Annotated in this window: 20 protein-coding genes; 1 reads left to right on the plus strand and 19 read right to left on the minus strand. The window is 51.9% G+C overall.

Annotated features, from left to right (window positions below; genetic code table 11):
• Nucleotides 1-27 precede the first annotated feature (27 nt).
• From J1778_RS14845 to J1778_RS14855, 3 genes are read right to left on the minus strand one after another with little or no spacing between them, the layout of a single operon-like run.
• Nucleotides 28-750, minus strand: coding sequence for an amino acid ABC transporter ATP-binding protein (locus J1778_RS14845; protein ID WP_217173968.1), 723 nt, complete (start codon nt 748-750; stop codon nt 28-30).
• Nucleotides 737-1,501 carry an amino acid ABC transporter permease gene (locus J1778_RS14850; protein WP_217150398.1) on the minus strand — a complete coding sequence of 255 codons (765 nt, stop codon included), beginning with the start codon at nt 1,499-1,501 and terminating at the stop codon, nt 737-739. The genes J1778_RS14845 and J1778_RS14850 overlap by 14 nt, the downstream gene beginning before the upstream one ends.
• A 43-nt stretch (nt 1,502-1,544) precedes the next feature.
• Entirely contained in the window at nt 1,545-2,312 is a 768-nt protein-coding gene (locus tag J1778_RS14855; protein ID WP_120508750.1) for a basic amino acid ABC transporter substrate-binding protein, read from the minus strand.
• Nucleotides 2,313-2,535: 223 nt separating this feature from the next.
• Between J1778_RS14855 and J1778_RS14860 the strand changes: the two genes are divergently transcribed.
• On the plus strand, nt 2,536-3,324 hold the full coding sequence (locus J1778_RS14860; RefSeq protein ID WP_217173823.1) for a hypothetical protein: 789 nt from the start codon (nt 2,536-2,538) through the stop codon (nt 3,322-3,324).
• Nucleotides 3,325-3,365: 41 nt separating this feature from the next.
• Here the strand turns inward: J1778_RS14860 and kup are convergent, their stop codons facing one another.
• The 16 genes from kup to J1778_RS14940 all read right to left on the minus strand — a co-directional run bounded on the left by kup (nt 3,366) and on the right by J1778_RS14940 (nt 23,839).
• A complete protein-coding gene (kup, locus tag J1778_RS14865; protein ID WP_217173824.1) occupies nt 3,366-5,240 on the minus strand; it encodes a low affinity potassium transporter Kup in 1,875 nt (624 codons plus the stop codon).
• A 524-nt stretch (nt 5,241-5,764) separates the two neighbouring features.
• Complete coding sequence (locus tag J1778_RS14870; protein WP_217173825.1) at nt 5,765-6,298, minus strand: M35 family metalloendopeptidase; 534 nt, start codon at nt 6,296-6,298, stop codon at nt 5,765-5,767.
• Between the two features lie 15 nt (nt 6,299-6,313).
• Nucleotides 6,314-7,642 (minus strand): VasL domain-containing protein, encoded by a 1,329-nt coding sequence (locus tag J1778_RS14875; RefSeq protein WP_217173826.1) that lies wholly within the window; start codon nt 7,640-7,642, stop codon nt 6,314-6,316.
• Nucleotides 7,643-7,662: 20 nt separating this feature from the next.
• Nucleotides 7,663-10,233 carry a type VI secretion system ATPase TssH gene (tssH, locus tag J1778_RS14880; protein WP_217173827.1) on the minus strand — a complete coding sequence of 857 codons (2,571 nt, stop codon included), beginning with the start codon at nt 10,231-10,233 and terminating at the stop codon, nt 7,663-7,665.
• Nucleotides 10,234-10,276: 43 nt separating this feature from the next.
• Nucleotides 10,277-13,711 (minus strand): type VI secretion protein IcmF/TssM N-terminal domain-containing protein, encoded by a 3,435-nt coding sequence (locus tag J1778_RS14885; protein ID WP_217173828.1) that lies wholly within the window; start codon nt 13,709-13,711, stop codon nt 10,277-10,279.
• 4 nt (nt 13,712-13,715) lie between these two features.
• The gene (locus tag J1778_RS14890; protein ID WP_217173829.1) at nt 13,716-14,342 is read right to left on the minus strand and encodes a DotU family type IV/VI secretion system protein; all 627 of its coding nucleotides are present in this window, start codon (nt 14,340-14,342) and stop codon (nt 13,716-13,718) included.
• The gene (gene tssK / locus J1778_RS14895; RefSeq protein WP_217173830.1) at nt 14,339-15,733 is read right to left on the minus strand and encodes a type VI secretion system baseplate subunit TssK; all 1,395 of its coding nucleotides are present in this window, start codon (nt 15,731-15,733) and stop codon (nt 14,339-14,341) included. Before tssK ends, J1778_RS14890 begins: the two co-directional genes overlap by 4 nt.
• Nucleotides 15,733-16,308, minus strand: a complete 576-nt coding sequence (locus tag J1778_RS14900; RefSeq protein WP_217173831.1) for a type VI secretion lipoprotein TssJ — start codon at nt 16,306-16,308, stop codon at nt 15,733-15,735. Before J1778_RS14900 ends, tssK begins: the two co-directional genes overlap by 1 nt.
• Nucleotides 16,305-17,369: a type VI secretion system protein TssA gene (gene tssA, locus J1778_RS14905; RefSeq protein WP_217173832.1), complete on the minus strand. Its 1,065-nt coding sequence runs from the start codon at nt 17,367-17,369 to the stop codon at nt 16,305-16,307. Before tssA ends, J1778_RS14900 begins: the two co-directional genes overlap by 4 nt.
• Before the next feature lie 11 nt (nt 17,370-17,380).
• The gene (locus J1778_RS14910; protein WP_217173833.1) at nt 17,381-17,680 is read right to left on the minus strand and encodes a PAAR domain-containing protein; all 300 of its coding nucleotides are present in this window, start codon (nt 17,678-17,680) and stop codon (nt 17,381-17,383) included.
• Nucleotides 17,680-18,195, minus strand: coding sequence for a DUF6931 family protein (locus J1778_RS14915; RefSeq protein WP_217173834.1), 516 nt, complete (start codon nt 18,193-18,195; stop codon nt 17,680-17,682). The genes J1778_RS14910 and J1778_RS14915 overlap by 1 nt, the downstream gene beginning before the upstream one ends.
• A 13-nt stretch (nt 18,196-18,208) precedes the next feature.
• On the minus strand, nt 18,209-20,122 hold the full coding sequence (locus J1778_RS14920; protein ID WP_217173835.1) for a type VI secretion system Vgr family protein: 1,914 nt from the start codon (nt 20,120-20,122) through the stop codon (nt 18,209-18,211).
• A 3-nt stretch (nt 20,123-20,125) separates the two neighbouring features.
• Nucleotides 20,126-21,073: a type VI secretion system baseplate subunit TssG gene (gene tssG / locus J1778_RS14925; protein WP_217173836.1), complete on the minus strand. Its 948-nt coding sequence runs from the start codon at nt 21,071-21,073 to the stop codon at nt 20,126-20,128.
• Complete coding sequence (tssF, locus tag J1778_RS14930; RefSeq protein WP_217173837.1) at nt 21,064-22,866, minus strand: type VI secretion system baseplate subunit TssF; 1,803 nt, start codon at nt 22,864-22,866, stop codon at nt 21,064-21,066. Before tssF ends, tssG begins: the two co-directional genes overlap by 10 nt.
• Nucleotides 22,867-22,878: 12 nt before the next feature.
• Entirely contained in the window at nt 22,879-23,295 is a 417-nt protein-coding gene (locus J1778_RS14935; RefSeq protein ID WP_217173838.1) for a GPW/gp25 family protein, read from the minus strand.
• 52 nt (nt 23,296-23,347) lie between these two features.
• A complete protein-coding gene (locus tag J1778_RS14940) occupies nt 23,348-23,839 on the minus strand; it encodes an Hcp family type VI secretion system effector (protein WP_217173839.1) in 492 nt (163 codons plus the stop codon).
• Between the last annotated feature and the right edge of the window lie 4 nt (nt 23,840-23,843).

Raw genomic sequence — 23,843 nt, forward strand, 5'->3', positions numbered from 1 at the left:
CGGGCGCTGTTTAAAGCGCCCGTTGGATCATAATACTTTACTCAAAAATTCGCGGGTTCGGGGATTTTCCGGTGCACTAAACAGTTGCGCCGGTGGCCCCTGCTCCTGAATCACACCCTGATCGATAAACACTACACGGTCGGCGACTTCACGGGCAAAGCCCATTTCGTGCGTCACAATGACCATCGTCATGCCTTCGAGCGCCAGCTGTTTCATGACGGCCAGAACTTCACCGACCAGCTCCGGGTCCAGCGCCGACGTCGGTTCATCGAAAAGAATGATCGAAGGTTCCATCGCCAGCGCACGGGCAATCGCCACGCGCTGTTGCTGCCCACCGGACAAACTGGAAGGCCAGGCGTCGATTTTGTCGATCAGTCCGACTTTTTGCAGCAACTTTTCGGCACGCGTTACAGCTTCGGCTTTGGATAAACCTTTCAGCGACATTGGCGCCATAATCAGGTTTTCCAGCACGGTCATGTGCGGGAACAGATTAAAGCGCTGGAATACCATACCAACGCCGGAACGCAGCGTATTCAGATTGGTTTTCGGATCATGCACCGCAAAACCGTTGACCACCACTTCACCACCGTTGGGCTTTTCCAGCGCATTCAGACAGCGCAAAAAGGTGCTTTTACCGGAACCGGAAGGCCCGATGATGCACACCACTTCTTTCTCTGCGATGTCGCAGGAAATGCCGCGCAACACGTGGGTTTCGCCAAACTGCTTCTGTAAATCCTTAACGTGAATCACTTTTGCCAAACCTCTTTTCCATGTGTTGAACGAGCAGCGAGAGCAGGAAAGTCAGAACCCAGTAAACCAGTGAAATGGTCAGGTAGGGTTCCCAGTAGGTGGCATAGGCGCCGGAAACGGTACGCGCAGCATACGCCAGATCGGCCAGGCCAATCGCCGAGGCCAGCGAGGAATCTTTCACAATCGCGATAGCGTTGTTGCCCAGCGGCGGCAGAATACGGCGAAACGCCTGCGGCAGGATAACCTTGCGCATCGTTTTACCCCAGCCCATGCCCAGCGCGCGGGAAGCTTCCATCTGCCCGTTGTCGATAGACTGAATACCCGCACGGAAAATCTCAGAGACATACGCCCCGGCGTTGAGGGTAATCGCCACCACGCAGGATAAAAAGGCACCGTAATCAGAGCGCAGCGCTCGGGCGAAATCTGAAGACATCAGGCCGTTCGCCACTAAAATGCCGTCACGTGGATTAATAAACAGCGGCACTAAGGCGAAGTGAACCACCATGATCTGCACGAACAGCGGCGTACCACGAAAGGCACTGACGTAAATGCGCACCGGCCATTGCACGGCAAAACGCAAAACGTGTTTCCACGGGCCATCGTCGGCGCGTGCCATCCGTCCTAGCCCCAGCAGCAGCCCCCAGGTGGTACCCAAAATCACACAAATAATGGTGCATTTGATGGTCATCAGCGCGCCCTGCACAAACAGCGGCGCGTATTCTGAGATTATCTCCCAGCGAAATCCGGTCATACCAATCCTTGTTTAAACTTCTTTCGAAATATTTAGGGTAAATTTACTCGGCCGGGAGTGTTGGAACATTCTTGTCGAACCAGGTTTCGTAGATTTTGGCATAGGTGCCATCGGCCACGATCTTCTTCAGACCGGCGTTGATTTTACCCAGCAACTCAGTGTTGTCTTTGGCAACCGCAATACCGAAATACTGACGTTCGAATTTAGCATCCGGTACCAGTTTCAGCGCTTTCTCAGGATGGGATTTGATGTAGTACTTCACCACGCCCACGTCGCCGACTGCCGCACCGATGCCGTCTTCCGCCAGCTCCTGCAACATCAGCGGAGTGTTATCAAAACGTTTGATGTCGGTGCTGTTTTTACCCAGTTCATTGGACACCACGATGTCGCCGGTGCTGGAGTTCACCACACCCACTTTCTGACCTTTCAGGGCGGCCACGGAATCCACTTTAGAGTCTTCAGGCACCACGATGGACTGTTCTGCCGGGAAATACGGGGCAGAGAAAGCCACCATCGCTTTACGTTTATCGGTAATGGTGATGCCAGAAATAATGATGTCACGATCACCGGAATTCAGTGTCGCAAAAATTCCTTCCCACGGCGTATTAACCAGTTTGATGTCAAAATCTTCAGCTTTGGCGATCGCTTTGATGATGTCGATATCAAAACCTTCCAGCTGTTTCTGGCTGTTTTCATATTCGAACGGACGGTATGTGCCGCCGGAACCGACGACGTAAGTGGTCTGAGCGGCATAAGCAGATGTGATTAATGAAGAAAGCAGGCACCCGGTGAAAATTAATGACTTAAGCATGGTCACTCCTGTGTGATTGTTATTTTATGCAGTTAATTTGCATAAAAATACACAAGTTGACGAAGTGCTTCAACTGAAAGTTGCTGCGGACTGACATAACGAAAACGTGGAGAAGTGAATCGCAGACTCCTCCGAGTTCCCTGTAAGAACGTTCATCTCTCTCGTGGGATCAGGTATATTGATACACAGATCACAAAAATCCCTTAAAGGAAGACGTCGCACTATGAGTTATCGCTTCACCCTTGCTGCCGTAGCAGCCGTTATCGCACTCACAGGATGCGCAAAAACGAAAACCGCCGACCAGGCACCGGCTTTCGATTTTGGCTCAACGCGCCTGACCGTGGCGCACGTTCCGACAAAAACCGACGATGGCACCAAACTGTATGTGACCATTGATGATAAAGACGCGGGCGCTCTGGGAACGGGCGAGAGCATGGAAGTTCAGCTTCCTGAAGGGAAACACAAAGTCGGCGGCTATGCGCGTTCACTGATTGGTCGCGTCACCATCGCGCCGGTCGAAGTGGCAACATCACGCGATGCGGTCAGTCACGTGACCTATTCTGTGGCGAATCTCAAACCGACGTTCCTGGTTCGCGCATCAACGCCTGTGCCGAAACCGAAGTCTGAATCGATTCCGGCCGTACCAGTTCCGTCGCTGCCTAAAGATATTGAGGATCCGGCAGCCGCCGAACAATCGCAGACCTCAGCTGCACCGGCCGCAGCAACGACGCAGACGACGCAAACAGTTACACCAGCAACGACTCAGCAGACTTCTGCAACCGCTGCCACATCGACAAATTCCACAACTCCGGCGCCAGCAGCGGCTCAGCCAGTGCAAACCACCGCGCCTGCCACTCCGGTGGCGACTCAGCAGACACAAACTGCCGCACCAGCCACGCAGACGCCAGCGGTGACTGAGCTCACACCCACCACTTCGTCGCAAACCTCACAGGCAACGCAGGATAAGACCACGCCTGAAGTCACCGACCTGACTTCCGCGCCGCAGGCCTAATCTGCTTTCCCGCCGGTTCTCACGATCCGGCGGGAAAGTCCTCAGAATTTCACCACCGCTCCCAGCTCAATGACCCTGTTCGGGGGAATATGATAATGCTCAGGCGCTCGCAGAGAATTGCGCTGCAAGACCTGGAACAGTTTGCCACGTGCTTTCAGGTACCAGGGACGGGGTTCTCCCAGCGTAAAAGTATCCCGCGACATAAAGAATGACGTCTCGTTCATCGTGCATTTCAGCCCTTCCAGCCCGCAGCGATAGAGAATGTCCGTCACATTCGGTGTTTCCCGCCAGCCATAGCTGGCAATAACCCGCCAGAATGCCGGTGAAAGCTGTTCAATCGTCACCCTTTTCACGTTGTGAACATAAGGTACGTCTTCCGTCACCACCGTCAGCAGCACCACCCGCTCGTGCAAAATTTTGTTGTGCTTGAGATTGTGCAGCAGCACCAGCGGCACTTCATATTGCCCGCGCGACATCACCACTGCCGTGCCCGGCACACGTTTCGGCGGCGCTCTTTCCAGTGAGGTGATAAGCGCCTCAAGCGCTTCCGGATCCTGTCTCAGACGGCGCAGCAGGCGCGAACGCTCGGTTTTCCAGGTCAGCATAATCAACAGTATGGTCACCCCGATGGCCACCGGCAGCCAGCCCCCGGAGAACAATTTGGTCAGGTTGGCGGCAAATAACGGTATATCAATGATCAGCATCGCTGCCATCATCAGGCCGCCAGCCCAGGTTTTCCATCCCCAGTTTTTGACCATAACAATGCCAATCAATACCGAGGTGATCACCATCGTACCAGTGACCACTATCCCGTACGCCGACGCCAGATTGCTGGAATGTTTAAAGCTGACGATGGCAATCAGTACCGCGAAATACAGCAGCCAGTTGACGACCGGGATGTAAATCTGACCGGATTCTTCATCAGAGGTATAGATGATCCGCATCGGCGGCAGATAACCCATACGCACGGCCTGACGCGTCAGGGAGAACACGCCGGAAATCACCGCCTGCGAGGCAATCACCGTTGCCAGCGTAGCCAGTATCAACAGCGGGATCAGCGCCCAGCCAGGAGCGAGGAGGAAAAACGGATTCGCAATAGCGTCGGGTTTGCTGAGCAGCAGCGCGCCCTGTCCGAAGTAATTCATCACCAGTGAAGGGCCGACCAGCACAAACCAGGCAATGCGGATCGGTTTTTTACCGAAATGGCCCATGTCGGCATATAACGCTTCGCCACCGGTCACCGACAGCACCACCATGCCGAGCGCAAAGAACGAGACGGTTTTGAATTCCACAAAGAAATGCAGCGCCCAGTAAGGATTCAGCGCCTGTAATACATCGGGATTACGCATAATGCCGCCAATCCCCAGCACACCGATGGTCACAAACCACAGCACCATCACCGGCGCAAAGATTTTGCCCACGCTTCCGGTGCCATTTTTCTGAATGAAGAACAACAGGGTCAGCACGGCAATCGAAAACGGAATGATAAAACGGTCCAGCGACGGCTCAATAATCTCCAGCCCTTCAATTGCCGAAAGTACCGAAATGGCGGGTGTTATCACACCGTCGCCATAGAAGAAGCTGCCGCCGACCAGCCCGATAAACATAATCACCGGGATCCACCGCGGATTAAGGTTGCGGATCGCCAGCGACATCAGCGTCAGAATACCGCCCTCACCGTCGTTGTCGGCACGCATCACGAAACTAATGTACTTCACCGACACCACCAGCATCAGGAGCCAGAAAATAAGCGACAGAAAGCCGAATAATGCACTTTGGGTCACGGCGATGCCCTCTTGTCCGGTCAGGCATTCACGCAGGGTATACAACGGGCTGGTACCGATATCGCCATAGACGACCCCGATACACGCCACGGTCACAGTCAGCAGCGATGATTTATTTTTAGTATGCTTCATGAGTGGCTTCACAATCTCCGGGGTAACGTTGTTACCCTCTGAAGAGAGTATAGACGTTCCTCATGAACCACTAAGTTGCCAGTGCAAGGGGGCAGTCGGCACAGCACTGCTTTTTAAGCGAAATCTGCCTAAGCATCACGCCATTCTGGTGCATCCAGTTTCGCTGCATCTAAATAGGGTAAGTTATTTTTCAAAGCGTCAGGAATAATACAAAACCACTCTATTGTATGCTCATGCTTTCAATGGAATTGGAAGCCAGAAATATAACATCCATTTTTTCATTATTATTGTACCATATGATAAATCAAATAATCATATGTCCGCCAACGAGGCGTAACTTGTTAGATTTTCTTGCTAACTCCGGACTGGATATCCTTGGGTTTTGAGCTGGATTCATACGATGAAATGCCAGGATTTTATTGCCCCCTGACTCCCAATACAAAGCATATGCTTTTTTATGCATGGGAGATTCACTTTCTGAAAATTTATCAAAAGTACGACTCTTGATAATGTTTCAGCATTATTCATAGGGTTGCTATTTTTCCTCTGGCATAGCTGTGCAGTTCTTTAACAGACCAGGGAGTGAACAAACCCGATGCATGCTTACCCATACAGATAGAATATGCGTAATCCTCAGTATTCAAGATGAGATGGCTTAACTCGTGGATAACAGTCGCTGCAATATCATCAACATGCATGCGGCCGGTACTTAAATAAGACATCGCAATATATTTTTTATTGATCCCTTTCTTAAAATCTTTTGCATCGCTAGCTTTAACGTATCCGATAGTATCTCCACCCGCTTCATAGAGTTCTTCAGCAAGATCAAAATGCTCCGGTGTTAAATTTGCCATCCTTCTTCTAATTTTATTTAAAGAATGGGTAAGTTTTTTAACCGTGGCAGAACTATCTTCATTCAATAGTTCCTTTAGAATTTTCCTTGTCTCATCTTTCAACTTACTCCTTCCAAGAGCCTTAAGAGCAATATCAATCTGCTGCCTTGCCGTTATAATAATAAATGGCAAAAGTGTTTTTAATCTTTCTTCAGCCGGATGCACTATTTATATCTCCTTTTAATAATCACTCACTATCGAACTGTACGCATTCAGCGCATCGATTCTTTGTGTGATTTTTTTTAACAGAACCGGATTCACTTCTCTGTTGTTTTTTCTATCCTGCTGAATCATCCACAATAATGTTTCAGCACTGGTCCCATTTCGCTGCAGATCCTGACGTATCTCATATACTGCCGTTTTCAACTCCGAAACAGTCATATATTGGCTATGTTTCTTTTCGGCATTCAGCAGACGGGCATCAAGTTCATCAAGATGTTTATTCGCAAGTACAATACCGTCCAGCGCCGGAATATCCCCAGCTTTTTCCTGCAAGGTACGATGCCAGCGGGCACTTAATTCGTTATCGGGATACGCTTCTTCCAGGTGATCCGATAATATTTTTCCTTGGCGCAAAAGCACATCGGAAGGTTGTTCACTCAGCCAGTCCAGCAAGGGCACAGCATGCGTTAACACCGCCGTTTTTTGCGCCCGCAATTCTGGTTCCTGCGCCTTACGCCATACCTCATCCATCTGACGTTCACTGTGTTGCAGTGCCAGTAACGGAGCACTGAGTTTTTCTCCGAAACTCAGCGACTGCGCAGAAAACCAGATACTGGCCGCAATGGCACATATCGCGATACCCGCCGCCATCCCGCCCAGCGCCCACAACAGCGGACGTTGCGCAGGTTCCAGGCGAATTTCTGCAGGTTCTGCATCAGGCAGCATTTCGATCACCGCCGCTTTTTTCTCGCTGATGGTTTCAGGCGCAGGCTCCGGTACAGGCTGCAAGGCTTTCACCGGTTTTATCTGCGACGGATAAGGCACCGACCGGCAGCGAACCTGGAGAAAATAATGCAGGTTCTTCAGAGAATCATGGCTTCGTGAGTGCAGGTTTTTAGACTGTCCGCAAAGCACGCCGATGCTTTTTTCCACCAGACGCATTTCGCCGCTGTTTTCCGGGCCATATTCCAGCGTATAGATATGCGTTGCCACGTTTGCATTGAACCAGTCCATCAGTTGCTGACGTTGCTGAACCGCTGCCAGCGGTGGCCAGCAACGCTGGCTGTTGTGCGTAAATGCGGTGGACAGCAGATCCAGTGCCAGCGCCAGCCCTTTCCAGCTTTTGAGCCGCAAATTGATCAGGCAAAACCACATGCCACTTTGCAGGTCATAACCATATTCATGAAACAGCTGAAAACACTTTTCCTCCAGCGCATTCCAGTCCAGCCTCGCAGGGATGGTACCGCTCAGCGGACTGAGCTCGCTGCTCAGCAGCAAAAACGACTTGCTAAGGCGCGGATCATGCCCGTTGATTTTTAACGCCCGAAGATTCACCCGGTTTTTCATGGTCACTCTTTCCCTGTCGTTCAGGCGAGTTGTTTCGCCGCAGAACGTTTCGCGGCTGGCTGTTTAGTCAGTGTGAGCTGATCTTTACTGACACCAATTTGCAGACGAATATCTGCTTTGCTTTCAACCGCCAGCAAGCGGTCGGTAAGCAACGGCAGCAATTCCCGGTTCAGCACGGCATCAATTTCACGTGCCCCGCTTTGTTCCACCTGACATCGGCTGGCCATGAACTCCAGCACTTTTTCGCTGTAAGTCAGCACAGAATTACCTTCACCCGCGGCGCTAAAGCGTTTGCACACTTTATCAAGTTTAAGACGGATGATTTTTGCCAGCGTTTCACCCACAACCGGCAGATACGGGATGAGTTGCAAACGTCCCATCAGCGCAGGACGGAAGAATTTGTCGAATTCCGGGCGCAGTAACCGGGTCAGCGCGTTATGATCAGTGCTTCCGGCCGCAAAGGCAGTCATCACCAGATCGCTTGCCAGGTTACTGGTCAGAATAATCAGCGTATTTCGGAAATTAATCAGCTGACCTTCGGCGTCTTCCATCACACCTTTGTCGAACACCTGGTAGAACATTTCCATAACATCAGGATGCGCTTTCTCCACTTCATCAAGAAGCACCACGCTGTAAGGGCGACGTCGCACCGCCTCCGTCAGCACACCACCCTGACCATAGCCGACATACCCAGGCGGCGATCCTTTCAGTCCTGAAACCGAATGTGCTTCCTGATATTCAGACATATTGATGGTAATCAGACTTTGTTCACCGCCGAAAAGCAGTTCTGATAATGCCAGCGCCGTTTCTGTTTTACCGACGCCAGAAGGCCCGGCCAGCATAAAGACGCCGGTTGGCTTAACCGGATCAGCAAGATTGGCGCGACCAATGCGGATTTGCTGTGCAATTGAGGCTAATGCATGGGATTGCCCGATCACCCGGCTTTCCAGACGAGCGACCAGATCGCAAAGCTGTTGCTGTTCCTTTTCCACCATTCTGCCCAGCGGAATACCTGTCCACCCGGCGATCACGTCCGCCACACAGACCGCATCGACGCAGTCATAAACCAAAGCATGATCTTTATGCATCTCAGCCAGCCGGGCGCGCAATGCCGCAATGTGTGTCACATCGTCAGAATCTGTGATCTGCGCGACCAAATCTTGCTGTTGCCGCCAGACAGGCAGCAGTTTCTCCAGGCTCAGCGTGATCTCACTTTCACGTTTGTCTAACCATTTCAGGCGGGTTGCCCCCTCCCCCTCCGTTAGCAGACTTTCGCGCTCAGTTTGAATATTGCTCAGGAGTGCGTTGAGATCTTCAATCTCTTTCGGCTCATGGCATTGCGAGATAGCGACGCGTGCGCAGGCGGTATCCAGCAGGCTGATCGATTTGTCCGGCAGCTGACGGCCTGATATATAGCGACTGGACAGGCGAACTGCGGCCACCAGCGCACTTTCGAGGATCTGCACGCCGTGATGCTGGCTCAGCGCCGGTTTCAAGGATCGCAGCATGGCTATGGCGGTTTCCTCATCAGGTTCCGCTACTTTAATGACCTGAAAACGGCGTGCCAGTGCGGCATCTTTTTCAAAATACTTTTTGTACTCCGCCCAGGTAGTGGCCGCCACCACGCGCATTTCTCCGCGTGCGAGAGCAGGTTTAAGCAGGTTAGCGGCATCATTTTGCCCTGCCTGACCACCTGCACCAATCAACGTGTGAGCCTCATCGATAAACAGGATGACCGGAGACGGGTATTCTTTGATTTCACGTAACAGCGTTTGCAGACGATTTTCAAATTCGCCTTTGACGCTGGCACCGGCCTGCAACAGCCCCATATCCAGCGATAAAATTTCCATCTTCTTCAACGCTTCCGGCACGCTGCCTTGCGCAATACGCTGAGCCAGTCCTTCAACCAGCGCCGTTTTCCCCACGCCCGGTTCACCAGTCAGTACCGGATTGTTCTGACGGCGACGCAGCAGCACATCAATCAGCTGACGAATTTCCTGTTCGCGTCCGAGTGCCGGATCAAGTGTCGCCTTGCGCGCCTGTTCGGTCAGGTTACGGGTGAACTTCATTACCGCAGAATCCGCGAGATGATCCACCGGCGCGGCTGCACTGACACCGGCGCTGTGCACACACGCGTCGCGCAGTAACTGGTCGGCGCGTTCAGACTGGCACACTAATGCCTGCTGTAGCGAGGTACCAAGATGTGACTGAAGGCCCTTATCATTAGCAATCAGACTGCCGAGTAACGCCTGAACCGGAAGCTGTAATTGTTGCCAGCAGGTGCTGGCATGAAGCCAGGATTTCTCAAGATGCTCGACCAGTAATTCTGATAACACCGGACTCCGTGTATTGCCGCTACGCTGCTGATTCAGGCTGGTTTTCAGTGCATCGACCAGCGCATCGCCTCGCAGCCCTGCATTCAGACAAAGTTGCTCAATCATGGCTGGCTGATGAGTCACCACCGCCAGCAGCAAGTGCTCGATTTCCACTTCATGGTGTGTCCGGCTGACCGCCAGACTAATCGCCGAGTCGAGGCATTCACGTGACCCAGTGTTCATTTTTTCTACAATTTTCTTCAGATAGTTACTCATAAGTCATCCTGTTTATTTTTCTCAACCGGGTCTTAAGCAACACTCAGTGACAATCGGTGATTTGAACCGGTAACTGCGAGAACCCGCTGTTCAGCGCCGTTGGTCGTTGTTTTTCCGCTTTTTTGCCGCGGATATCCTGTTGCGCATCCGCATTGTCATTCAGTGCCTGATGCAACTCCTGCCACTGCTGCCAGGTTTCCTGGATCCGGTTTTGCGCGCCAGCCTGATAGCGCACCATAACCTCTTTAATTCCCACAGATTCCAGCTGCGCAGCGTCATCCGGGAAGTCATCAGCTTTAAAGCTGTGCTGACCATTGGCAAAATCCTCCAGGAAATCCGGCCAGGCGGAATCGCCGAAATATTCATAAGTCAGGTCAAAGCCCGGGAAGTTGATCACCAGAGTTGTGCGGCTACAGTGCCCTGCCCGCCAGCGGAATGGCGCCTGTTCGCTGAAATTCATGCTGTTAAGTTTCCACTGCTGTTCATCACAAAACAGCGTCAGCCGTGTGCCGGTCGGCATCAGGCGCGCGCCGCCGGGAATGGTGGCAGGCTGACTTTTCAGTGTCAGTTCCAGCGTTTTGGTTTCCAGTGCTGCCATTTTTGCTTCGAGCTGAGTTTGTTCTTCTTTCAGAGCGGCCAGTGCATCGTCGCTGCGGGTATTCTCACGCTCCGGCATCGCCAGTACGTCATCCGGGCGCAGCACGTGATTGACCATCCGCAGGAACTCCGGTGTCAGCCCCGGTGTTTGCCCGCCGAATTGCCCTGCTTTCGGCCCGCTGTCATCAACCACCAGCACGCTTTTCGCCGGTCCGCGAATAAAGTCAGACAGATACTGCCAGGCCAGATCCTGCTGATCCTGATACTCAAGACGAATGGCGTTGTTTTCCATCGGCCACAGCACGCGGCTCTGCCATTGCTGTTGCAGCCAGCAGCCGGAACGTTGCATGGCATGCGCCACCAGCCAGCGGTAATCGTTTTGATACAGAGCCCACACCGCGTCAGTGGCGAAATCAGGACGTTCCGCCGAGAGGCTTTTACGCAACACGTTAAAGCGGCTTTCGAGCAGTTGCAGAGGATTACTGTCGCCCTTCTCGCCGGTCTGGAACAACCCGCGGGTCAGCCGGTCACTGTTTTTCGGCGTGGCAAAGATATCTGCGACTACCCCGTGCAGCCCGGTCTGCCAGGCATTCCAGTTCTTCACGTTGAGTTCTGAAATTGCAGGGGTCGGCGTTTTACTGTCGAGCTTCAACAGTGCCGCTATTTTCTGTTGCATTGATTTCTGCAGTCGGCTGAAGCGTGGCATCAGCGTGCCGGTTAACGGCATAGTTTGTAACTGATGCAGACGGCGCAGCTCGCGCAGCCAGAACTGCGCTTGCCCTACGCTGATATCTTCCAGTTGCTCATTCGCATACGCGGCAAACTTCATCGACGGACTATGCCCCTGATCAAGGGCGATTAGCGTGGCTTGCCATTGCTCATCAGACAGCACGGGGGCTGGTTGCTGGTTAACGGCAAGCATCATCTGCATCCATTGTGTCTGCCGTAATACCGGCCAGCGCTGCTCAAAGGCGGCCAGTTCCGGCATCGGGGTATTGCCGCCCGCAAGGCGAATATAATCCAGCCAGTGCTGAATCTCAGCGGTACCCTGCAACGTCCACAGGCCGCTGAGGTAAGTTTTATCGGCTGAAGCAGGCAGGAAATCGGTCAGGTTCACCGGCGTCAGCTCTTCAGACGGTGCCACTAACCACGCAGTTTGCGGATCACTGTTCACCAGACGGCCCAGCAATTCACGCAACACGGTAAGTTGCTCTTCGCCACCGGGCTGTTGCAACAAGGCCCGCTGCAGCACCACATATTGCAATGGTGGCAGGGTAAGCGTTGCCCCGGTCAGGCTGAGTTCAGCGGGAACAGGCTCCTGCTTCATCAGTTCACTTAACGGCTGCTTTTCCCACATGGCTTGTTTGGTGATCAAGGCGCGTGCCAGCGTCAGGATCATGTCTCGTTTTTGCGACGCATCGGCTTGCTCAAATTGCTGCTGATACTGGTCAGCAATTTGGCGAATATTAACGTTATCGCGTGGCGTTGCCGCCATAATACTGGCCTCAAGCTGCGCATGACGCTGGTTTAGCACCGGTAAAAAAGGCAGATATCGCACAGGTGTCTTGCTCCAGCCTTCGATGTTTTCCAGTAGCTCAACCTGTGCCGTTACATCAGTTTTGGCGGGTAATACATCAGTCAGGCTGTGGGCATAATAGCCACTCACCAGCACATAGATGATCGCCAGTGTGCTGAAAGTCAGCGTTCCCCATTGCTGCAGAAAATGCCGGCCAAACCCGACGGGCACGACTTCACGCTGACGGCTGAATGTCGGTAAAAGCCGCGTCATCAGATCATGGACAAAGACAGCCTGTCGCGTGGCACTGTTTTTACTGACCGGCTCCGTAGCGGTGAACCATATCCCACCTAACTCCGCAGGCTGGAAGTACGCATCCGGTTCGCACAAGGCTGCCAGATAGCGTTGCAACGCGGGTTGTAACTGAGGCAACTGTTCCGGAAAATCCATCAGCGACAGCGTCTCGCCGTCAGGTTCCCCACCAGAAAGCTGGCTGACCCGTACTTTATCCAGTCCGTCTTTCACGCAGGTAAAGAGAGGATCCAGCAGCGCCGGATCCTTACCATCAACGACCGGCGAATGGCGCCAGTAATACCCCAGGGGCTGCTGACGCTGAGCTGGCGAAAGTTTGTTAGCCCAGTGACTGAACCCGGCAACACGGTCACAGCAGGTAATAAACAGGTACACAGGCAGACGGCGTTTGACTTTATTGACCAGCGGTTCGATTTGTGTGCGGATATGACGCGCATGCAGATGCAGAGCAGCTTCATCTTTTTCGAGCAGTTCGGTGACCGAAACGCACACCACGATCCCTGCCGGAGCAGGCACACGACCACACCATTTCACCAGGCGCAACCAGCCACGTTCAAAGGCAGGTGTCTTACTCAGAAAATGACTGGAAAGATCCAGGAAACCTGCTGACCGGAAAAACCACCAGCGCAGGGTACGCGTCGGCACCACCAGCGAACTTTCAGGTTCATTAGAAAACAGAGGCAATCCGGCGCCTGCCATCAGGGTTGTTTTGCCGCTTCGTCCGCCAGTCAGAACAAACCAGGGAATAGGCTGTTTACGTCTTCTGATGCGTTTAATCACCAACGCACCCGTTTTCCAGTGCTCAGATAATACATATTCCAGCCGGGTCAGCTTAAATTTCGCTTTCAGGGCTGAAATATATTTTGCCTGTGTGACACCTGAAGAAAACCCCCAAATAAAACGGGCAATTAAAATTGTCAGCAGCACAACAAAGAACATCATAGCCGCATAAATAATTTCCCGCCCGAGAATAAATGAGATCAGCAGACAGATAATAAATAACACGCACAGAAACAAGGCCCATGCGACAAAGGAAGTTAATTTTTTTAACATAATATTATCTGATAAACATCCCTAAATCAGTGGACATAATCAACACATAAATAATGACGGGCAATGAAAGTAATAAACACTTTCGTTGACGGATTTTTTTTGGTACAGCACTGTTTTTTTCATACCCTCCGCCATCCTGCTCTACCAACAGGGCATCATTCGGCCAGTGACGCCAGGCCTCGGGCAGGCAATGACGTTCATCGTCGATACGTTGCTGCAACAACGAAGCATCCTGATGAGTATATTTACCGTGAAACCCCATCAGCAGACAGAATAAATACACTATTCTGAGCGGGATATTTTCTTTATCAATTGCATCAAGCCTGACAAAAAACTCCTCACCCCCGACGGAAATATCAAAATAATATTTTTGCAGCAAATTACTGCGCCAGTCTTTCACCCATCCCGCCTGTGAACATAATACCCGCTCATCAATCCATAGCACGACCGCGAAATAGGCGTCTTCACATTCCTGAGGTTCATGATGGCGTTCAGACTCATTTAATGCCTGCTGTAATAACGTCATGCACTTTTCACGAAATCCGGTGTAATCAGCATAATCCTGCGGATTAATAAAGAACGCGGTGACATGCCTGAACAGCGGCAAATAACAATTCAGTAAAGTCATCATGATGGCACCACAAAAATAATCTGTACCAGAAGATCGTCAGGCATATCCGGCCAGTAAAAAGCAATGCTGTTATGCTGACTGGCTTTACGCCACAAATCGCTGTCTTGCTCAACCATGAAGTAATGCGAATCACTGCGGTTAGGCACACCACGCGGCGGCTGAGGGCAACGCGTCACCGGGATCCCCGGCAAGGCATGCTGGATCAACGGTTCAATCATTTTTGGCGACGCCAGTTTGATGCCGCCTGGATTTTTGACCTGACGGTTTTCCATCGGCATGCTGGCTGAACGTAAAAGCAACAGCACCATTTCGGCATCTTTACTTTGCGTACTATCGAAATCACCGATGTATACTCCCTGCTGATCGTTCTCCAGCGTGATGTAAGTGTTGTCTTCAAGAACCAGACTGTTGAGCAGAGTAATCAATGTCTTACGCGCACTGTCAAAACTGCTCAACAGATCATTATGGTTATAGGCCTGGAGCGAATTTTCCCCATCGCGCCATTCACCAAGGAAAGAACAGCTGTCGTTGAAGGAGGAGAGTTCACCGATCAGCTGGCACAGCACGTTATATACCTGCCACGGATGCACCTGACGGGCCTGACAAAAGCTTTTTAACTGGGGTAGTACACGGTTTAGGGAGCGCATAGCCAACAGTTGGGTCACCTGATCACCGCGGTCTGCGTCACTGACCAGACGTTCGGAGCGCTTATATTCTTCAAGCTTTCTGGCACGGGCACTCAGTTCAAAATAGAGTGTTTCGATCAGTTTACCGAGGCTTAACGAGCCGAAGAGCGTCACCGCAGGCGCCGAAAATACCGGATCAATAATCACGCTTTCGTTTTCATAACGTAGCCGGGTGAGCGGAATACACTCACAGTCAACGGCATCGGCTTTCTCGATATCGGTCAGCAATCTTACGTTATAACTCAGGCGCGCCACTGTCGCGTCGGGGGCGTGGTCATAGACATCTTTCATCACCAACTCTTCGCTGGTATTTATCCAGCGGGTGACCGCACGGTCATGCTCTTTTTCCGGCGTCGTGACATTACTGTGCAAAGGATCGAACCGGCGCAGCGCCAGCCAGAGTGTCAGTGGCTGATCACGTTGCTTCCAGATATCGCGGAAATTGCGCTTTTCTATCACACTATTACCCGGCTGCGACAGCAACGTGCCGCCGGGTAAAATGCAGCGGATCTGCTCAACGCTGATGGCGTAATCGTTCAGCGCGGCCTCATTAATCGCCACCTCGATCAAACCGTAATTATAGGGTTGGGCAAGGCGCAGGTGCTCAGCCAGGCTCCATTCGTAATGCAGGTCAAGTGACTGAAAATGCTGAGGCTGAAGATAAAGCCCTGAGTGCCAGTAAATTTGTTGCTGTTCAGGATACATTAACGTTTCTCTCCGTCAGTGGCGGGAACATCTGCGCTGACGATACTTTCACTGCCCAGCGTGACAGAGAGGGTGAGCGGGGTTAAATGTGCCTGCCAGACCGGTTTCCACCAGCCGCTGCTGGTGGCTTCAACCGGTACTGCTGCACTGATCATGTGTTGTTTTACCGGGAAGGGGTAATAACCCGCCACCAGCGCCACATTGCGGGTATCCCTTGCACGATCGACATGCACGATATTGGTCTGACCCGGCATCATGACGTAACGATCTACCTGCAGAACTTCACCTTCACTGCCCGCACCAGCGAACAAACTTTTCAGTGTGGCGGGATTACCCAGCAATTTCTCCAGCGCCGGTTTGTCTTTCGCCTGCAACAGCAACACCGTGCAGCTGTTAGGCATGTCATTGACCGTGTTCAACCCCGGTTCAGCGCGTAGTTGCAAGGTAATTGCCCCGTTTGCGAAAGGCGCTGGCGTCGCATCTATAGCCTTCTCGCGCCCTTGATCATTGTCTGAAACGCAGCCTGATAACAGCATTATGGCCAGCATCAACCCCGCACGTTTTTTACCTGTCATTCTCTTCCGTGCCCTTTCAGTACATTGTTGATATCGCGCATACTGCTGTCATCCTGCAACATCTCTTCCAGCCATTCAGTCAGCGTCATCGCCGCCCAGCGCGCTGCGCGCTCCATGAGAAAAGGCACCGGGCTTGATGGTTCAGTCTGGCGGAAGAAATGGGCAATCGTCAGCATCTGGCTAATGGCAAGATCCCGTGACATGGTCTGTTTTTGGGTGTTATTCATCAGCGATCGGGGGTCAGTGTCCGGCTCATTGTCGTAAGGCGTTAATACGTTTAGCGTCATGACGTCGTCATAAGCCGGGGCCACACGGTCAAACAGACGTTGCACAAACTCCTGCATTTCGGCGGTGGCACTGCGAACCTGGCCCATGGCCAGAGAATCCGCATGAGGATTCAACTGAGCGTACGTAGCCTCAAACTGGTCCAGTGCGGTCTCCACCTGTTTCAATACTTCGCTCTGCGCCGCGATCTTTTGCGAGTCCAGTGTGGCGGCCCAACGGTTGAAGGTATCCATCGAGAAATCATCCTCGCTGCCTCGTTCCGCGGCGCTTTCTGGTTTCATCGTCACACGGTGCTGATAAGCGAGGACTTTGCGCCAGTGATCCAGCGTGCTTTCCATCTGACCGAACAGAGGATAACAATGCAGCATCTGCGCCAGCTGACGGTCAAGGCGATTGATCATACCGTGTCGGATCGCGATACCGTCCTCATCCAGCACCGGCCAACCGTTTTGCCAGTAAGTCTGTACAAACGGTGTCATAAAGCCGACCCCTTCCAGCAAGCCGTTGATCCCATTTTGCTGACTCAAACCTTCGATCAGCCAGCAGGCAACCTGCAAATCCTTGCTTTCTTTCCGTAATACCTGCGAACTCAAGCGGACAACTTTTCCCCAGTCAGCTTTCCGCAATTCAGTGGCCCACTCTCCCTGCGGTAAATAATCGGGATCGCTTTCCCGCGCCTCACGGATTTCGTTATAGACTTGCTCATATTCTATGTTTCGCCCGGCAGGCTGGTCATTACTGACCGGAGCGAGCAACTGTTCAACATCTATTATCATTTCGGTACACTCTATGAAATCAGTACGGTCGGACAACCCACAACAATGGTTCCACCATGCGCGGTGCTGTCGCCCATACGCGCGGCGGGTTTTCCGCCTATCAGCACTTTTGTACTGCCCATCACGACGGAATCTGGTGGACCCACACACACCGCCATCGATCCCACTGTCGCGGCAGGCATTCCGCCGATGAGTACCGTGGGTGTTCCGGGAGTGGTCAACGGCCCGCCAACGTGCGGGATCGGCGGTAAGCCTGGCGTGACCATCGGGCAAATATGCATATCTCCAACACGGGCGGCGGGTTGTCCCATCAGTAGCCCCCCTGCGCGGCACGCCATTCAGCCAGCAATGTTTGTGCGCCTTTCAAAGGTGGGTCTTCTGCCGCAATTTCTATGCTGAGCAATTTCAGCGCACACAGCAGCATCAGGCGGGACAGATGTGGTTCAGGGTAAACCGCATCAAATTCTGCAGGCGTCATGCTGCCGTCCATCCAGAAAAGCGATAAACCGAGTGCGCCAACCGGGGTATCGAATCCCAATTTTTCTGCCAGCTGAAAAACACGAAAACGTCGGGCATCATCACGTTCTGCCAGCCATTGCTGTATTTCACTGGCGCATTGCTGCACCGGCTGTTCATGTGATGTCATGTGGTTGAGAGTCTGTTGCAATGCCCAGGCCATCAGTTTTTCCTGCGGAGAATCGGCAACTATGCTTGCCAGCGCATCTTCCCATTTTTCAGCCATCATCAGTTGCGAGGCGTTTTCAGCACCGCTTTGCAGCGAGTTATAAACAGCAAGCGCTTCAGGCGTGAGCAGTTGTTCTTTCATGTGATGTATTTCCTCAGCCAATCATTGTCACGCCGCCCTTGATCTGGGTCATACCACTCCCCTGAACAGTGACCATCGCGCCTTTAAGTTCTGCTGTACCCTTCCCTTCTATCTTGATTGTCGTGCCACTCAGCGTAATGCCGGAAGGAGAAAGGGTGATTTTGCTGCTACCGACTTTTAATTCGATAGACTGGGTGGACTCAATGACACAGGCTTTGTCCGCTTTGACCGTGCTACCGCCACCGCTGATTTTCAGCTGATGATTGCCGCTGCTCAGGCTTTCCTGCAGGTTGCCTTTAATATCCAGGCTGTAATCGCCCTGCTTGAGCGTCAGACTTTCATTCCCTTTGGTTAACTCAGTCGTACGGTTCTCACCAATGGTTTCAGTGACGTTTTTGGCAATGTCGGAAATCACATCGTTTTTTACCGTCAGCAACAGATCGCGTTGCGAGGTGATGATCAGCCGTTCTGCGCCTTTTTTATCGTCAAAGCGCAATGCATGCCCTTCTTCTACACTGGCGTTAAGCGAACTGCGTGACACGAATCCGGCGTGATTTTTTTCTTCCGGCAAGCTCAGCGGTGGTTTGTTTTGACCATTGAATACCGTACCGGTCACCAGTGGATAATCCGGGTTGCCCTGCACGAAACTGACCGTGACTTCGCTGTTGACGCGAGGCAGGAACACGGCACCAAAGCGCCCGCCAGCCCAGGGTTGTGAAACCCTTACCCAGCAGGAACTGCCGTCGTCGTGTTTATTTTCCCCGTCCCAGGGGAACTGAATTTTGATGCGACCGTATTCGTCTGTATGGATTTCTTCTGATTTGGGGCCCACGACTACTGCCGTGAGGATACCTGCGATTTCAGGCTGCTTCGTAAGACACGCGGGACGCCAGGCGAGGCTGTCTTTCAGCACGGTGAGTTCGCAACTGAAATCAGGGCCGCTCTGATCAATGCTGCTGGAAGCCTGTATATGTAAAGACTTAATTCGGTAATCGCCCGGGCATGAAGGATGAGCGCTCAGGTGGAATTTATCGCCACAGCCTAACCACCAGATGCTGACGTCTGCATAAAATTGCTGGTTGTCTGACTCAAGCTGTTCCATTTTCAGCCGTGCCCCCGATTGCAGCAGTTCACGTTTTTCATGGCCATCAGTGTCAACATAGCTGACACCCGGCACCGCATATTCAGCCACCACGGCCTGAGAACCGCCTTCAACACTGGCTGCCTGGACCATGTTAAAACCCTTCAGCAATACGGACGATGCCGCCAGAGAAGAGCACGCCACCCAACTCAGGATCCCGACACCATCACCCCGCCCTGCCTGAGGCATAAAGGGCAGTTCTGCCGTTTTGCCGGTCTGGTGGCTGGAAGGATGATCGGCCAGCACCAACGTGTGTTGTCCGGCGTCGTGCTGGAAGTAGTAATAAATGCCTTCCTGCTCAAGTAATCGACTGATGAAATCAAAATCGGATTCACGATACTGGATGCAATATTCACGCGGCGTATATGTCCCGCGCAAACGTAAATCAATGTGATTGATATTCTGCTGACGCAGCAGCTTGCAGACTAAATCCGGCACGGTAATATTTTGAAAGACCGCCAGATTTCGTCCCAGGCGCAACAGCGCCATACGCGGCTCCAGCGTACCGGTGAAAGTGCTGAGGCCATCGGTGTTGTTGTCTTCTTTGATGTTCGTCAGCACACCGTGAACGTACCGTTTTTGATTGCCACGACCAATCTCGCAGGCAATTTCATGCCCGAGAAAACGGCCCATCTGACCGGTAATTAACGATGTACGAAACTGAATCTGATAGCGGAAGGTGTCAGAAAACTGCTCATCCCCTTCGATATGCATCAACGTTAGTTGATCCGCAGCGCTCCCGACAAAGCGGATAAACCGGTTGTCTTGCCCCAGTAAGTTTGACATGTTTTATTTTCCTTCCCGGCAGACGGGTAAACGAATTTTATGCAGCTCAGCCGCCGGAGAAGTACCAAGGCAAATATCCAGCCCGAGTTGCCCGTTCCCCAATGGCGTAACGACGTTTGATTTATTCTCAATAAGCAGGTCGATGTCGAAATCCAGTCCCTCACCGACATATTCGCGAATATGCGACCATAACTTTTGGTAATGCTTTCCCTTTGGTAAAAACTGACCTGCGTTATGCATCGGCACCGGCCCCATAGTGACCGTAAAATGTGCCTGCCGGTCCCAGTAGACACCGCCCAACATCGGGGCGACCGCCAGCGGTTGAGCCGCATTCCCCAGACAGCAACAAAGCGCGGGTTCCATCGCTTGCCATCCGCCGGTGAAAGGCGTAACTTTCACGCCGACCGAGAAAAGGTGCTTAAACCAGGTTTCAAAATTGACCATTGAGCGGACTGAATGCGCAAAAAGGTCGGCAAATTGCTCCTGCTGTAATGAAGGCGAGCTGTTTGTCACGCCGGATAACGCACGTAGCGCCGTACTCAGCGGGCGTGTTACACAGAATTCCGCCATCGCGTAGTAGTGATATTTCTGCCAGGCGAGATAACGCAGGCTATGTAAACGGTGATTAAAAATATCGAGGAAAGCTTTGGCGGTAACATCTCCGTGTCGGTAGTAACGCTCAATCATCCATTCGGTATACACCGTCGGTAACGCACCCAGTGTCCCCGTCAGCCCGTGTCCTGATACTTCAACCTGCCACCGCTGCTCTTCAAGCAGTGTCACTGTGGTAATTTCACCTTTCGGCGCATCCAGCGAGAGCGGCGAGACAAAATAAAGCTGTTCTTCGAGCACCTTCTTGCTGTCAGTCCATTGCCGGCGGGTCAGCCTGCGCAGCATGGTGCGTACCTGCTGGAAAAAGTTATGCGGGCTAAGAACTTTATTCAGATCCATAACAGTCGTCCTGCACGAACTGGCCAGGTGCGTGCTGTTTCATCGCGGCCATCGATGCAGGTCACTACGCGGGTAAAACTGTTGACTGGGGAATACAGCGCCAGGAAGCAGTCGATAAACCGGCACAACAAAAAATACTCAACCTCTTCGGCAGCCTCACCGGCAAAGGTCATACGAATTTCAATGCCGCGCGCCATTGAACGGGGATCCTGAGGGTTCAGGCGGGCAACAACGGGGCTGGCGCTGACGCTTTTAATCAGATTAATCAGACGGCTAATGCCCGGATTATCCGTAAAGTTGTACAACGCCAGGGATTCTTTGAGCACGCGTGCGCCTTCCGGCCCACTGATCAGCATATGATTGAGCGAAAGCTGAGAGATAAGACGCCAGCGAGTGGCCTGTTTTACCGGCGGTCTGACCGGCAGCGTCGGACGTGTCAGCGCGATAATTTTCATGCCCGCAATCGGCAGTTCTGATTCAAAATCGCCCTCAGGATCGCCGTTACGCATAGCGGCGGGCACATCCCGGTTGGTGCAGGACAGATTCAGACTGACAATATCGCAACCGGGCACCAACGGTTTTTCTCCGCGGTCAGAAAAAGCGATAAACAACGTGGACGCCACGCCCTCATCGAGCAGGGTTTCACGACGCATACATTGCCAGAAAAGCCCGGATTCACCGTTGCTGGCCGAATGATCCAGCCCAAACAGCGGATAGATCGGGCGGGAACGGGTCTCATTGCCCTGCATATCCATCGCACTGACGCTGTCCACAGACCACACTTCCATTGCATTCTGATAACGGATGTCCGGGATCACCGGATATTCAGCGGTTTCATGGTCAGGCGAAATCGGCTCAGCACGATGCGCGAACAGGTTAATCGCCGGGGTGCAATTGAGCAGGAACAGATTTTCATCCACCGTACCGGCTATCTTTTCTAGCTGCCGCACCATAGCGCAGCGATTAAATTTCACCACCAGTGACAAATCTGTCTGTCCACCAGCGACCATTGCCGCGGGCAGCGGCATATCAATAAAATGAAACTTTTGCGGGAAGAAGAAATAGTCTTGCAACAAACTGTGCGTTGGCGAAACCCGTGAGTCCCCTGACAACAACCCTTCATCCTCGCCAAAGCCCACGGCATGTATCGCCTGCGGCGACAAGGTATGACAGTGGTCTTGCGCAAAAAGAGACAGGCTCTCCACCTCACTGCACAGCAAGGTATATAAGATGTTAACGATGGTGCTGGCACCACGCAGATGGACCCTCAACGTCTCCGCCGCCAGGGTAGCTCCCGGCCAGACTGACAGCTGCATTTTCAGGCTCCAGCTCATGTCATCATCATCGAGATGCAGACTGGCTTTATACAGACTGACCGGCTGAAGTGTCACCGGATAGGTGGTGCGGAAACGACAAATCTGCCCGTTGATCGGATGAGAATATAAAGCGGTACCGGCGTCGATACGGTTACTGGCCGTCAGCGCACCCACTTTACTATCCGGCAACATTTGCACGATGCACACAGAAGGAAAAGGACGCAGAAACTGCGGTGCCAGAACGGTCAGTAATGCATCGGTGACTTCAGGCATATCCTCATCGAGTCGCTGCTGAATTTGGGCGGTCACCAGGGCAAAAGACTCAATTATCCGCTCAATATGCGGATCTTCTGAGGTTCCTTCTGACATGCCCAAACGTCTGGCGACCTTGGGAAAATGATGTGCGAAGGCCTTCCCCTGCGTTTTCAGGTAAGCGAGTTCATTCTGATAATAAGAAATTAATTTTTTCGCTAACATAATTAATACCTGTCATTCACGCAGAGAAAATTGACTGATTACATCGTCCCATATAAGCCGGTAGCGAACTTCACCAGTTAAAGTCTCAGCGTCAATAATGAATGAACACAAACTTCCTTGCTCATTTCCTGGTGTAACACTGATGTTTTTCAACCTCGGCTCAAAGCGTTGTAATGCGATTTCAATACGTGACTGCATGATGGCATTACGTTCAAGGCGAGGTGTATTGCTGGCAAATACATCACTCACACCATAATTAAGAATGGATTCATTAATTAATGGCGTTTTATCAATTCGATAACTTCTGGGGCGTGAACACAAAAGCAGCAACATCTCTTCAATTAACATGCTGCTTTTGTCTTCGGCCACATCAGGACAGTTTTGGTCTTTCGGATTATCATCAGACAATTGCTGTAATAAACTTTTCATTAACACACCATGAAACAGTGCATGCCGAAAGCATGCACTGATGATTTGAAAATTACAGCCTGGTATTCTCAACCAAACTCCAGCCCACAGGCCCTTGTTTGCTGGTTTTATTGTCTGCCGCAACCATATTGGTTTCGAATTTCATCTGACCAAAGACGAAGCTCAGATTTTCACGCGGCACTTCACCTTCAGAATAAGCAGCAAAGTTGTAGCTGGTCAGCACACAGTTGGTGTAGATCAACTTCAAAGCTTCAACCATTTTCTCGCCCTGGTACAATGCTTTAACAATGGTGATTTGTTTAAGATTGGTGCCCTCAGCAACCATATTAGCCAGTTGAACTGAGGTGGCGTCCATTGATTTTGAGAATGAAATCGCATCAAAATTTACGCCATCGCTGTTTACCTGACCGCTGGCATTATCGATTTTTGCAGAGCAATACACACCGAAGTTCATATTCTCTACAGCAATCCAATCTTTAAAACCTTTATTACTTACGGTGCCTTTAATGCCTTCAATTTGCATAAAAAGGGTTTCAGTAGCCATGGTA

The organism is Rahnella bonaserana, assembly GCF_019049675.1.
In the GTDB taxonomy this organism is placed as follows: Bacteria; Pseudomonadota; Gammaproteobacteria; order Enterobacterales; family Enterobacteriaceae; genus Rahnella; species Rahnella bonaserana.